This is a genomic window from Mesorhizobium sp. M1D.F.Ca.ET.043.01.1.1 (genome assembly GCF_003952385.1).
GTDB lineage: Bacteria > Pseudomonadota > Alphaproteobacteria > Rhizobiales > Rhizobiaceae > Mesorhizobium.
Genome location: NZ_CP034444.1, coordinates 1,414,853 through 1,428,597 on the forward strand (window position 1 = coordinate 1,414,853; position 13,745 = coordinate 1,428,597).

The 13,745-nt window shown below is 65.4% G+C and carries 10 protein-coding genes; all 10 read left to right on the plus strand.

What is annotated here, in order from left to right; translation table 11 throughout:
• The first annotated feature begins 100 nt into the window (after window positions 1-100).
• The 10 genes from EJ067_RS07210 (at window position 101) to EJ067_RS07255 (ending at window position 13,702) form a co-directional block, all read left to right on the plus strand.
• Window positions 101-340: a hypothetical protein gene (locus EJ067_RS07210; RefSeq protein ID WP_126089526.1), complete on the plus strand. Its 240-nt coding sequence runs from the start codon at window positions 101-103 to the stop codon at window positions 338-340.
• Window positions 334-3,528 carry a multidrug efflux RND transporter permease subunit gene (locus EJ067_RS07215; RefSeq protein WP_126085334.1) on the plus strand — a complete coding sequence of 1,065 codons (3,195 nt, stop codon included), beginning with the start codon at window positions 334-336 and terminating at the stop codon, window positions 3,526-3,528. Before EJ067_RS07210 ends, EJ067_RS07215 begins: the two co-directional genes overlap by 7 nt.
• A 15-nt stretch (window positions 3,529-3,543) precedes the next feature.
• A complete protein-coding gene (locus tag EJ067_RS07220) occupies window positions 3,544-4,698 on the plus strand; it encodes an efflux RND transporter periplasmic adaptor subunit (RefSeq protein ID WP_126085335.1) in 1,155 nt (384 codons plus the stop codon).
• A gap of 157 nt (window positions 4,699-4,855) precedes the next feature.
• Window positions 4,856-5,545 (plus strand): GntR family transcriptional regulator, encoded by a 690-nt coding sequence (locus EJ067_RS07225; protein ID WP_126085336.1) that lies wholly within the window; start codon window positions 4,856-4,858, stop codon window positions 5,543-5,545.
• A gap of 15 nt (window positions 5,546-5,560) precedes the next feature.
• Window positions 5,561-6,664 (plus strand): mandelate racemase/muconate lactonizing enzyme family protein, encoded by a 1,104-nt coding sequence (locus EJ067_RS07230; protein WP_126085337.1) that lies wholly within the window; start codon window positions 5,561-5,563, stop codon window positions 6,662-6,664.
• Window position 6,665: 1 nt separating this feature from the next.
• On the plus strand, window positions 6,666-7,850 hold the full coding sequence (locus tag EJ067_RS07235; protein WP_126085338.1) for a mandelate racemase/muconate lactonizing enzyme family protein: 1,185 nt from the start codon (window positions 6,666-6,668) through the stop codon (window positions 7,848-7,850).
• 268 nt (window positions 7,851-8,118) lie between these two features.
• Window positions 8,119-9,783 (plus strand): ABC transporter substrate-binding protein, encoded by a 1,665-nt coding sequence (locus EJ067_RS07240; RefSeq protein ID WP_126085339.1) that lies wholly within the window; start codon window positions 8,119-8,121, stop codon window positions 9,781-9,783.
• A 133-nt stretch (window positions 9,784-9,916) separates the two neighbouring features.
• Window positions 9,917-10,807 (plus strand): ABC transporter permease, encoded by an 891-nt coding sequence (locus EJ067_RS07245; RefSeq protein ID WP_245468288.1) that lies wholly within the window; start codon window positions 9,917-9,919, stop codon window positions 10,805-10,807.
• On the plus strand, window positions 10,804-11,688 hold the full coding sequence (locus tag EJ067_RS07250) for an ABC transporter permease (protein WP_126085341.1): 885 nt from the start codon (window positions 10,804-10,806) through the stop codon (window positions 11,686-11,688). The genes EJ067_RS07245 and EJ067_RS07250 overlap by 4 nt, the downstream gene beginning before the upstream one ends.
• Window positions 11,681-13,702 carry an ABC transporter ATP-binding protein gene (locus EJ067_RS07255; RefSeq protein WP_189510456.1) on the plus strand — a complete coding sequence of 674 codons (2,022 nt, stop codon included), beginning with the start codon at window positions 11,681-11,683 and terminating at the stop codon, window positions 13,700-13,702. Before EJ067_RS07250 ends, EJ067_RS07255 begins: the two co-directional genes overlap by 8 nt.
• Window positions 13,703-13,745 lie beyond the last annotated feature (43 nt).

Here is a 13,745-nt window from a genome sequence, read left to right on the forward strand (position 1 = left end):
ATAGGACGCAAAACCTGCCTGTCATGCGGCTTCGGCCGGTGAATTCGAGAAAAAAGCGGCCCGTGATCAACCGATGCGGGACGAGCAAGGAGCCACTCCTATGCAAAAGCGCAAAGACCTGACGATCGACGAAGCCATCCGGGATCCGATGATCCGGCTGGTGATGAAGGCGGACGGGGTCGACCCCAAAGCCTTCGAACGGATGTTGCGCTCGCGCGCGGCGCAACAGGCGCCGGGCGATGAGATCCTGCCATCCTTCCTGGAGGACTCCGGCTCCGGTCGCGCCCGGCGCCTGCGCCACTTCGCAAAACCCTTCGGCGAGGCATCCGCATCATGGTAAGATTCTTCATCCACCGTCCGATCTTCGCATCGGCGATCGCCATCATCATGGTGCTCGCCGGCGCGATCGCTTATTTTCTGCTGCCGGTCTCGCAATTCCCCGACATCACGCCCCCACAGGTCGTGGTCAGCGCCCACTATCCCGGCGCCAGCGCGCAGGTGGTGGCCGATACGGTCACCACGCCGCTCGAGCAGCAGATCAACGGCGTGCAGGGCATGACCTACATGTCGTCGACGAGCTCGAATGACGGCTCCTCGACCATCACCATCACCTTCGACGTCGGCTATCCACTGAGCACAGCGGCGGTCGACGTGCAGAACCGCGTCTCGCAGGCCGCATCCTCCCTTCCGGCCATCGTCAACCAAGGCGGCGTCACGATCAAAAAGCAGAACCCGAATTTCGTTCTGATCGTCGACCTCACTTCGCCGGACGGCTCGGTCGATCCGGTGGCGCTGAGCAACCTCGCCTATCTGCAGGTTGTCGATCCGCTGAAGCGATTGCCCGGCGTCGGCGACGTGCAGATCTTCGGCGAGCGCCGCTATTCGATGCGCATCTGGCTCGATCCGGACAAGCTGGCCAATCTCGGCATCACCGCCGTCGACGTGCAGAACGCCATCGCCGAGCAGAACGTGCAGGTGGCGGCCGGCAAGATCGGCCAGTCGCCGGCGCCGGCCGGCACCGCCTTCGAGATGCAGGTCAACGCGGTCGGCCGCTTGAGCGATCCGAAGGAATTCGGCGACATCGTCGTGCGCGCCAATTCGCAGAACGGCTCGCTCGTCAGGCTGCGCGACGTCGCCCGCATCGAGCTCGGCGCGCTGCAATATTCCTCGTCGGCCTTCTTCGGCAAGGATCCGACCGTGGTGCTCGCCGTCTACCAGATGCCCGGCTCCAACGCGCTCGACCTGCAGCAGCGGGTCAAGGATAAGATGCAGGAGCTGTCGCAGCGCTTCCCGAAGGGCGTCCACTACGCCATGCATTACGACACGACGCGCTTCGTGTCGGCCTCGATGCATGACGTGCTGATCACGCTCGGCGAAGCGCTGGTGCTGGTCGTGGCGGTGGTCTTCATCTTCCTGCAGAGCTGGCGCACCACCATCATCCCGACCATCGCCATCCCCGTGTCGCTGATCGCGACGCTGGCGGTGATGTATATGCTGGGCTTCTCACTCAACATGCTCTCCCTGCTCGGCATGGTGCTGGCGATCGGCCTCGTCGTCGACGATGCGATCGTGGTGGTCGAGAATGTCGAACGACAGCTCGAGGCCGGCCTTGCGCCGCTCGCCGCGACGCGCGCGGCGATGGCCGAAGTGACCGGACCGATCATCGCCACCACGGCGGTGCTGGCGGCAGTGTTCATCCCTGTCGCCTTCATCCCCGGCGTGTCGGGACGGCTCTACAACCAGTTCGCGCTGACCGTGGCGATCTCGGTCGGCATCTCGGCCTTCAACTCGCTGACGCTGAGCCCGGCGCTGAGCGCGGCGTTCCTGCGCCATCGCGGCGAGACGCAGTTCGTGCTGTTCCGCTGGTTCAATGCCGGCTTCGACTGGCTGTCGCATGCCTACGCCCATGGCGTGCGCATCCTGATCAAGTTGCGCTGGGCCATGCTCGGCCTGTTCGCGGCCGGTCTGGTCGCGACCTATTTCGTCTGGCAGAAGCTGCCCTCGACCTTCCTTCCCGTGGAGGACCAGGGCTATTTCTTCGTCGTCATCCAACTGCCCGACGGCGCTTCGCTGGAGCGCACCGACGCGGTTGCCCAGAAGGCGCGCGACATCCTGCAGAACACGCCCGGCGTCGACATCGTCGGCTCGATCAGCGGCCTGAACTTCCTCACCAGCGCCGCGCAGTCGAATTCGGCTGTCGAGTTCGCCATCCTGAAGCCGTGGGACGAACGCGGGCCTGACCAGAACGCCTCGAAGCTGGTCGCCGAGGTACGCAACAAGCTCCTACAGATGCCGGAAGCCTTCGCGCTTTCCTTCGATCCGCCTTCGATCCCGGGCCTCGGCACCACCGGCGGCTTCGAATTCCAGGTGGAGGATCTTTCGGGACGCGGCAGCGCCGCACTCAACGAGGTCACGCAGGCGCTGATCGCCGAGGCGCGCAAGCAGCCGGAGCTCAACCCGCAGCAGCTGTTCTCGTCCTTCTCGACCTCGACGCCGCAGTTCAACTACGACCTCGACCGCAGCAAGGCGAAGCTTCTCGGCCTCAACCTGCCCGACGTGTTCAACACGCTGCAGATCTACCTCGGCTCGCTCTACGTCAACGACTTCAACCTGTTCGGCCGCACCTTCCGTGTGACCATCCAGGCCGACAAGGACGCGCGCGGAAATGCGACCGACATCTCGCGGCTCTATGTGCGCAACGCGTCGGGCGGCATGGTGCCGCTGAGCACGCTGGGCAAGCTGGTGCCGGTCGTCGGACCCGAGACCGTGCCGCACTACAACAACAATGCGTCCGCCCTCATCAATGGCGGCGCCGCGCCGGGCTTCTCGTCCGGCCAGGCGGTGGCGGCGATGGAGCGGGCGGCGGCGAACGTGCTGCCGCGCGACTTCGGCTACGAGTGGACCGGCATCACCTTTCAGGAGCTCAAGGCAGGGTCGATCGCCTCGGTCGTGTTCGGCCTGGCAATCGTCTTCGTCTTCCTGATCCTGGCGGCGCAGTATGAAAGCTTCGCGATGCCCTTCATGGTGCTGCTCGCCGTGCCGCTGGCCTTGTTCGGCGCCTTCGTCGTGCTGTTGCTGCGCGGCATGCAGATCGACGTCTACTCGCAGATCGGCTTCGTGATGCTGATCGGCCTGGCGGCGAAGAACGCGATCCTGATCGTCGAGTTCGCAAGGCGACGGCGCGAGGAAGGCCTCACCATCGTCGAGGCGGCGATGGAAGCCGCGCGGCTCAGGCTGCGGCCGATCCTGATGACGGCCTTCGCCTTCATCCTCGGTGTGCTGCCGCTGATGTTCGCGACGGGTGCGGGCGCTGCCAGCCGGCAGTCGATCGGCACCACCGTCTTCGGCGGCATGGTGGCGGCGACTGTCCTGTCGCTGGTCTTCGTGCCCGTCTTCTACGCGGTCATCGAGAAGCTGCGCGAGCGCGGCGGCGAGAACGAACCTGCCGCGGGGCATCACTATGCCCCGCATCAACAAGAGATTGAACCGACCGCCGAGCCTATCCGGCTCGCCGATGCGGCCGAGTAGGATTGGAGAGATTTCATGCGTAAATGGAAAATCGCTTTAGGAACGGCCGTCGCGCTGGGCGCGATTTCGGTGGCAAGCGTCCACCTGCTCGACATGGGCAATCTGAGCCTCAACGCCAGCACGGCGGGCGCGGCTCCAGCGCCCAAGGCCTTCGTCATGCCGGTGCCGGTGGTGAACGTCGTGAAGAAGACGCTGCCGATCTATCTCGACTACGCCGCGCGCGTCGAGTCGATCCGCAGCATCACGCTGCAGGCGCGCGTGCCGGGCTACCTGCAGGAGCAGACCGCGGCCGACGGCAGCGACGTCAAGCAAGGCGACCTGCTCTACAGGATCGCGCCGGAGGACTACCAGGCGGCCCTCGACCAGGCCAAGGCGCAGGTCGAGCGCGACACCGCGACGCTCGACTACGCGCGCTCGAATCTCGGCCGCGGCAGCGAGCTCGCCAAGAGCGGCTATCTTGCCAAGGACAGCTTCGACCAGCGCACCAGCACCTTGCGCGGGGCCGAAGCGGCGCTGCTGCTCGACAAGGCGGCGGTACGGACGGCCGAGCTCAATCTCGGCTATGCCGAAATCAAGGCGCCGTTCCCGGGACGCATCGGCCGCAACCAGGCTTCGGTCGGCACGCTGGTCAGTGTCGCCGGCACCGTCCTCAACACGCTGGTGCAGCTCGACCCGATCTACGTCACCTTCAATCCGAGCGAGACCGACCTCGTGCAGATCGAACAAGCGAGGGCCGCCGGTCCGATCGCGGTCGACGTGCTGCTGCCGGGCGAGACCGAGCCGAGCCAGAAAGGCCAGCTCACCTTCATCGACAACACGATCGACCATTCGACCGGCACGATCACCGCACGCGCCACGATTGGCAACGCCAAGTTCATGCTGCTGCCCGGGCAATATGTGCGCGTGCGGCTGCATGTGAAAGAGCAGCCCAACACGCTGATGGTGCCGCAGGTCGCGTTGGGTTCCAGCCAGCTCGGCAAATACCTTTACGTTCTCGGCAAGGACAACACCGTCGATCAGAAGCTGGTCTCGCTCGGACCGACCGACGGCGACCTCATCTCCGTCACCTCCGGCATCTCCGAGGGCGACCAGGTGGTCACGGGCAATTTGCAGAAGATCGGACCCGGAATGCCGGTTTCTCCCTTGCCGCAACCGAAACCGGCCAGCTGATAACCCCCATCAGTTCCGGTCCGACGGCGCCTTCGGCTCCCACGCCGAGGGCGCCGTTTTCTTTCCGCGGCGCAATCCGAAAAAATCGGATCGCCGCCCCTTGTTAGATTGTCGACAATCTGCTTGTCTTGCGGCCGGTTCATCCGGAGCGGGACGCATGGCGAAACTGGATTTCAGTCCGATCGCGGATACGACGCGCAGGGCCGAGATCGTCGCCCTGCTCAGGCGCGCCATCCTGACCGGCCAGCTGGAGCCCGGGCAGAAACTCAACGAGCTCAGGATTTCCGAACAGATGCGGGTGAGCCGCGCGCCGCTGCGCGAGGCGATGCGCGAGCTGGTGCAGGAAGGCATACTGACCGGCATCCCCTATGCCGGGACCTTCGTCATCGACGTCACCGCCAAGGACATCATCGACGCCTATTCGTTGAACAAGGTGCTCGACGAATTCGCCATCGAGCTCGCCTGGCCGCAGCGCGACCAGCGCTTCTTCGACGAGCTCGACCGCCGCCACGAAGCGGTGAAGCAGGCAACGCGGGCGCTCGACACCACGCGCCAGATCGAGACGGCGCTGCAGCTGCACGGGCTGATCTACGAATGGGCCGACAATTCGGTGCTGCTCGAGACCTGGCAGCGGCTGACCAGCCGGCTGCAGATGTATTTCGCCCTGCATCAGCGGGCCCGCAACGAGCCGGTGCCGGCAGAAGACGTGCACGAAACCTATGTGGCGCTGCTCAAGGGCACGGACATGCGCGCCGCCCAGCGCCATGCGCGCGAGCATATCGACCTCGATTTCGAGGAGCTTCTTGCCTATGCGCGCGGCCTCGAAAAGCGCGCATCGAAGAACTGACAGACGGACAGCAAAGTGAAGATCAAGAGCATAAAGGCCTACCATGTCGTCCAGCCCTTCGTGGGCGGGCCTTACCGCATGTCCAAGGGACGCGTCGCCGACTGTTTCGATGCGGTGATCGTCGCCATCACCTCCGACAGCGGCGTTACCGGCTGGGGCGAGATGGCGCCGCTCGGCAATTTCTACTCGGCCGCCTTCCCGGCGGGAGCACGCGCGGGCGTGCCGGAAATCGCGCCGCATCTCATCGGCCAGGATCCGCGCGGTCTGGCCGGCATCGGCCGGCTGATGGACACGGTGTTCAAGGGCCACCCTTATATCAAGTCGGCGCTCGACATGGCGTGCTGGGATCTCGCCGCACGCGCGGCTGACGTGCCGCTGGTTACAATGCTCGGCGGCCGCGAGAGCGACATGGCGGAGACCTATCGGGTCGTCACCCACGGCACGCTCGACCAGATGGCCGCGCTTGCCAAGCGGATCATCGCCGAAGGCTGCCGGCGCCTGCAGGTCAAGGTCGGCGGCAATGTGCATGACGACATCGAGCGCGTGACGACGGTTGCCGCGGCTGTGCCGAAAGGCACGGTGATCTTCTGCGACGCCAATGCCGGCTGGACGCCCTACCAGGCGCGCCAGTTCGCGGATGCCACGCGCGGCATCGACTACACCTTCGAGCAGCCCTGCACGACGATCGAGGAAAACATGTCGGTGCGCCGGATGCTCGACAAGCCGATGGTGCTGGATGAATCCGTCACCTCGCTGGGCGAGATGCTGGAAATCCATCGCCGCGGCGCGGCCGACGGGCTGACGCTGAAGATCTCGCGGCTGGGCGGCGTGACGCAGACCCGGCTGATCCGCGACGTCGCCGTCGATCTCGGCTTCATGATCACCGTTGAAGACACCGGCGGCGCCGAGATCGACACCGCCGCCATGGCGCATCTGTCGCTGTCGACGCCGGAGGAGCGCCGGCTGCATGCGATCGCCTTCCACGAATGGGTGACGGTGCGCACCGCCTCCAACAAGCCGCCGGTGACGGGCAGCCGCATGGGCATCCCGGACGGACCCGGCCTCGGCATCGATGTCGTGCCGGAGCTGCTCGGCAAACCCTTCTTCGAGATCGGCTGAAATGAAGATCCGGCGCGTCAGGGCAACGCCGATCAACTACAGGCTCGAAGCGCCCTATGTCTGGGTATTTGGCGAGCTCGACGGCTTCTCGCCGACCATCGTCGAGGTTGAGACCGAGGACGGGCTCGTCGGTCTCGGCGAAGCGCCGACGCCGGCAGCGGCGGCGATCATCAACGACGTGCTGGCGCCCCGGCTCGCCGGCCGTGATGGCTTCGACATCGCCGGCGCCGAAGAGGTGTGCCTGCCCTATTGGAGCGGCGTGCAGTCGATCAACGATCGTGCCCGCATCATGGCCTTCGGCGCCATCGAGATGGCGCTGTGGGATCTGCGCGGCAAGGCCTGGAAGCAGCCGCTCTACCAGTTGCTCGGCGGCGCGGTGCGCAAACAGATCCCCTTCACCGACTATTTCTCGCTGCGCGGCGATGGAGCGACGGTGAAGGGCGAAAAGACGCCGGAAGCGGTCGCGGACTACTGCGTCGAACTGCACGAGCGGCACGGCACGACCTTCTTCGAAGGCAAGTTTTCGACGCAGGATCCGAAGCTTTCGCTCCGGATGGTCGAGCTGATCCGCAAGAAGCTCGGCGACGATGCGATGATCCGCATCGATTCCAACCAGGCCTATTCGCTGGCCACCGCGAGGCAACTGGCGCGGCCGCTGGAAGAGCTTGGCGTGCGCAACTGGGAAGACCCGGTGGCAACGATCGAGGAGATGCGGGAACTGCGCCGCCACACCTCGATCCCGTTCTCCACCCACAACATCGACATCGCGCGCGCCATGGAGCTGAAGGTGCCGGACGCCTTCGTCGGCAATCCGACCGCGCATGGCGGCATCGCCCGCATGCTGCGCTTCGTCGGCGCCTGCGAGCATACCGGCATCGACTACTGGTGCTATAGCGGCGACACCGGCATCGGCAGCGCCTGCTACCTGCATCTTTGCTCGGCGCTCGGCTGGATCCGGGAGCCCAACCAGTCGCTGTTTCGCATGCAGCCGATGGACGTCATCGAGGAAGGGCCGTTCGCGCCGAAGAACAATGTGGTGCGGGTGCCGGAAGGCCATGGCCTCGGCGTCACCCTTTCGCGCGACAGGCTCGCCGCCTGCCATCGCGACTTCGTCGAGAACGGGCCCTGCAACAAGTACCACGACCCGGAAAAGCCCGGCACCTATCGCCGGCTGCCGCTGAACTAGAGCACCTCAGCACCTCAAGGGAAAGGAGGCGACAGACGGAGAGAAGAAGCGGCCGCGATTTCGATCCGGCCGCAGAAACGGACAAGGCATGCATCAAGAAAATCTGACCTTCCCGCATCCAAGAGCGGATGGACCGGACCAGACTGCATGCTAAAGTTCGTTCGACTGAAATTCATGACGATGTCCGGGACCGGAGAACTCCACGGTATTTCGTCAACAGGAATGCACCACCCGCCAACCACAAGAACTGGGGAAAGGGTCTAGACCCATGAGCAAGAACTATCGCATTCTCGATCTCATCCGGCGCAACCGCACGCCGCTCGAAAACCACCTTATCGACGGCCTGATCGACGGGCGCGTCAGCCGCCGCGACTTCGTGCGCCATGGCAGCCTGCTCGGCCTGTCGCTGCCGCTTCTCGGCCGCATCGCCATGGCCGCCGGCTTTGGCGCCGCGCCGTCGCTTGCCCGCGCCCAGGGCGCGCCCGGCGCCACCATCCGCGTCGGCAGCAATGTGCCGTCCGCCGCCATCGACCCGGTCACCATCGCAGACGCCGGCGGCCTTCTCGTCCTGCAGCAGGTCGCTGAATTCCTCTGCATCGACGGACCGGACCTGGTGCTGAAGCCGGCGCTGGCGGAAAGCTGGAAGCCGAACGCCGACGGCACGGTGTGGACCTTCACGCTGCGCAAGGGCGTCAAGTTCCACAGCGGCGGCGAGATGAAGGCCGACGACGTGGTGGCCAGCATCGACCGTCTCGCCGACCCGGCCAACTCGTCCAACGCGCTGTCGGTGTTCAACGGCATCCTGCAGAAGGGCGCGACCAAGAAGGTCGACGACTACACGGTCGAGTTCCACCTCGACGCGCCGAACGGCAACTTCCCCTACATGGTCTCGTCCGACAACTACAACGCCGTCATCATCCCGGCGAGCTACAAGGGCGGCTACGAACAGAGCTTCGACGGCACCGGTCCGTTCAAGCTCGAAAAATACACGGCCAAGGTCGGCGCCTCCTTCGTGCGCAACGAGGACTATTGGGGCGAGAAGGCCTTGCCGGAACGCACCGAGTTCACCTTCTTCTCCGACATGCAGGCCCAGATCCTTGCCCTGCAGGGCGGCCAGATCGACATCATCAACCAGATGCCGGTGCTGGCCGGCGTCGGCCTGCTCAATGATCCGAACGTCTCCATCATCAGCCTGAAGTCGGTGGCGCATCAGCAGCTGCACATGCAATGCGATGCCGACCCGTTCAAGGATCCGCGCGTGCGTCGCGCCATCGCGCTCAGCATCGACCGCAAGAAGCTGGTCGCCGGCCTGATGAAGGGCCGCGCCCAGGAAGGCAACGACAGCCCGTTCGCGTCCGCCTATCCGTCAACCGACACCAGCGTGCCGCAGCGCGAGCAGGACATCGCGCAGGCCAAGCAGCTGATGGAGGCGGCCGGCGCCGGCAAGGGCTTCAAGGTGACGCTCACCACTGAGCGCTATCTGGAAATCCCGGAATACGCGCAGCTCATCCAGAACTGGGTCAAGGAGATCGGCATCGAGCTCGAGCTCAACATCCTCGACCAGGGCGCCTATTACGGCGATGCCGTGTTCGGCAAGTCGAACTGGCTGGATTCGGTGATGGGCATCACCGACTACGGTCACCGCGGCGTGCCGAACGTCTATCTTGCGGCACCGCTGAAGAGCGACGGCACCTGGAACGCGGCGCATTTCAAGAACAAGGACTACGACCAGCTGGCGACGAGCTATATCGCGGCCCTCGACCTCGAGGCGCAGAAGGCCACAGCCGGCAAGATCCAGAAGCTGCTGCTCGAGGAAACGCCGGTCATCTTCGGCTACTTCTACGACTACCTGACGGCGACGGCGAAAGGCGTGGCGGGCGTGCAGCCCACCGCCATGTCGCAGCTGTTCCTCGAGAAGGCTTCAAAGGCCTGACGCGAGCGAACCAGCTTATCCCTGAAAGCCGGCTCTCCGCAGAGAGCCGGCTCCAATAGGAGTATTCGCCATCCTCGCTTTCCTCGTCCGGCGCCTGGCACTGTCGCTCGTCACGTTGTTCCTGCTCAGCCTCATGGTGTTCCTCGGCGGCCAGGTGCTGCCCGGCAATGTCGGGCGCGCCATATTGGGGCCGTTTGCCGATCAGCGCGCGGTTGACGCGCTCAACCATTCGCTTGGCGTCGACCGTCCGCTGCTCGTCCAATACGGAAGCTGGATCTGGAACTTCCTGCATGGCGACATGGGCACGTCCTACATTTTCCGCGCGCCGGTCGCGCCCTTCGTGGTCGACGCGCTCGGCAATTCGATGAAGCTGGCGCTGGTCGCCTTCGTGCTGGTGGTGCCGATCGGCATCCTCGGCGGCGTCATCGCCGCGCTCAACCTCAACCGGCCACTCGACCGCATCATCAGCCTCGGCGGACTGTCGGTGACGGTGCTGCCCGAATTCGTCACCGGCATCATCCTGATCCTGATCTTCGGCGTCTGGCTGCGCTGGCTGCCGATCGCGGCCGCCTGGCCGAAGGGCGCCGGCTTCTTCACCCAGCTCTATTATCTCATCCTGCCGTCGCTGCCGCTGTTCCTGGTGCTGTTCGGCTACATCGCGCGCATGGCGCGGTCCGGCATGATCGAGGCGCTCGATTCCGACTACACGCGCACCGCCGTGCTCAAGGGCCTGCCGTGGCGCATTGTGATCTGGCGGCACGTGCTGCGCAACGCGCTGTTGCCGACCATCACCGTCATCGCCACGCAGACCGGCTACCTGATCGGCGGCCTGGTCGTGATCGAGACACTGTTCCGCTACCAGGGCATCGGCTCGCTGATCTTCACCGCCGCGCGCGACAAGGATTTCCCGATGCTCGAGGCCGGCATCCTCACGATCGGCATCGTCTATGCGGTGGCCACATTGATCGCCGACTTCCTCTATTCGGTGCTCAATCCGCGCATCCGGCTTGGAGCAGAGCAATGAGCGCGACAGACACGCCCGCGAACCTGCCAGCGCCCCATACCGCGCCGCGGCGCGGCCCATGGGGCGACGTGCTGCATTCGCTGCTCAGATCAGGAACCTTCCTGACGGGGCTCGGCATCGTCCTGTTCTGGGTCATCTGCGCGCTGTTCGGCGAGCATTTCGTGCCCTACGACCCGCTCGCCGACGACATCATCAACGCGCTTGCGCCGCCGTCGGCCGAGCACTGGTTCGGCACCGACCAGATCGGCCGCGATGTCTTCTCGCGCGTCATCGTCGGCTCACGCGACATCCTGACGGTAGCGCCCTTGGCCACGTTGCTCGCGACCGTCGCCGGCACAGCGCTCGGCCTGCTCATCGGTTATTTCCGCGGCATCGTCGACGACGTGGTCAGCCGTGTGCTTGAAGCCTTCATGGCGATCCCGGTGGTGATCATCGCGCTGCTCGCCATCGTCGCGCTCGGCACTTCGAAGATCACCGTCATCGTCGTCATCGGCCTGAGCTTCGCGCCGATCATCGCCCGTACCGTGCGCTCGGCGGTGCTGGCCGAGCGCGAGCTCGACTATGTCGCGGCGGCCAAGCTGCGCCACGAAGGCGCGCTGCACACGATGTTCGTCGAGATCCTGCCCAACGTCATCCCGCCGATCCTGGTCGAGACGACGGTGCGGCTGGGTTACGCGATCTTCGCGGTTGCGACACTCTCGTTCATGGGCTTCGGCATCCAGCCGCCCTCGCCCGACTGGGGCCTCTCGATCTCCAGCAACTACGGCATGATCGGCGGCGGCTTCTGGTGGACGGTGCTGTTCGACGCCCTGGCCATCGCCTCGCTGGTGATCGGCGTCAACCTGGTGGCGGACGGCGTCCATGGAGCGTTCAATGACTGAGAAGAACGCGCTCGAGCTCAACGATCTCTCCGTCGCCTACCGCGTTGGCGGCCGCAACCGGGCGGTGCTGCGCAATGTCAGCCTTACCATCGGCCGGGGCGAGGCCTACGGACTGGTCGGCGAATCCGGCTGCGGCAAATCCACCGCGGCGCTGTCTGTGGTGCGCTACCTGCCGCGCAACGGCTCGATCACCGGCGGCTCGATCGCGCTCGACGGCCAGGACGTGATGAAGCTCGATGCCGAAGCGCTGCGGCGGGCGCGTGCGGAAAGCGTGTCGATGGTCTATCAGGACCCCGGCAAGGCGCTGAACCCGTCGCTGCGCATCGGCCGCCAGCTCACCGAGATTTTCGAGCTGGCCGGCATCTCGGGACAGGCGGCGAGCAACAAGGCGATCGCCATGCTGAACCGGGTGCGGATATCCGATCCGGTGAGCGTCATGCAGCGCTATCCGCATCAGCTTTCCGGCGGCATGCAGCAGCGCGTGGCGATCGCCATGGCGCTGGCCAACGACCCATCGATGCTGATCCTCGACGAGCCGACGACCGGCCTCGACGCCACGGTCGAAGCCGAAGTGCTCGACCTGATCGCCCAGTTGAGAAGAGAACTGTCGGCATCGATCCTGTTCATCAGCCACAATCTCGCCGTCGTCTCCAACATGTGCGACCGGGTCGGCGTGCTCTATGCCGGCATGCTGGTCGAGGAAGGCTCGACGAAGGACGTCTTCAACGATCCGCGCCATCCATACACGGTGGCGCTGCTGCGCTGCCTGCCGCGCGGCGGCCAGCGCAAGGACCAGGGCCGCCTTGACACCATTCCCGGCTTCCTGCCCGGCATCGGCGCCAATATCGTCGGTTGCGCCTTCGCCGACCGCTGCGCGCTGGCGACGGAGCGCTGCCGCAGCGAGCCGCCGCCGCTCTACGAGCTCGAAGGCGGCCGCCTGTCGCGCTGCCACTACCACGACAAGGCGCAGACGCTGCCGCGCGCCACGCCCGCGGAGATTCCCGCCGTCGCGCCGAAGCAGGCGCCGCCGGTGCTGCAGGTCGAAGGCCTGAACAAGACCTATGCCAGCCACGGCCGCCCGCTAAGAGCGGTGAAGGATGTTTCGGTCAGCCTGAGGCCCGGCGAGACGCTCGGGCTGGTCGGCGAATCCGGCAGCGGCAAGACCACTTTCGCGAGGCTTCTGCTCGGCCTCGTGCCGCCGGACGAAGGCGGCAGCATCGAGCTCGAGGGCCAGCAATTGGCGCCGCGGCTGGCAAGCCGCTCGGAGGACCAGGTCAAGGCGGTGCAGATCGTCTTCCAGAACCCGGATTCGGCGCTCAACCGCTCACATTCGATCCGGCACATCCTCAGCCGTGCCTTGAAGCGGCTAGGCGGACTCACCGGCAAGACACTGGACACACGCCTCGAAGAGCTCGTCCGCTCGGTGCGGCTCACCGACCGGCATCTCGCGGTCAAGCCGCGCCAGCTCTCGGGCGGGTTGAAGCAGCGCGTGGCGATCGCCCGCGCCTTCGCCGGTGATCCGCGCATCGTCGTCTGCGACGAGCCGACCTCGGCGCTCGACGTGTCGGTGCAGGCGGCGATCCTCAACCTCTTAGCCGACCTGCAGTCGAAGCAGGATGTCAGCTACATCTTCATCTCGCACGACCTCGGCGTGGTGCGCTATCTCTCCGACAAGATCGCCGTGCTCTATCTCGGCCGCATCATGGAGTTCGGGCCGTCGGAAGCAGTGTTTTCCGGGCCACATCATCCCTATACCGAGGCGCTGTTGTCGGCCGTGCCGAAACTCGACCGGACCGAAAGCTCACGCATCCGCCTCGACGGCGAAATCCCGAGCGCGGCCAATCCGCCGACAGGCTGCGTCTTCCACACGCGCTGCCCGCGCAAGATCGGCGCCATCTGCGAGACGCAGGAGCCGGAACTGACCGAGGCCGAGCCGGGGCATACGATCCGCTGCCATATTCCTTTTGCGGAGTTGGCCAGACTGCAGAAGCCGAAGGCCGTGGAGCCGGCGTGATCGCCGTCAGAATGCCACCGCGCGTCGCGATCTTTCGGATCGC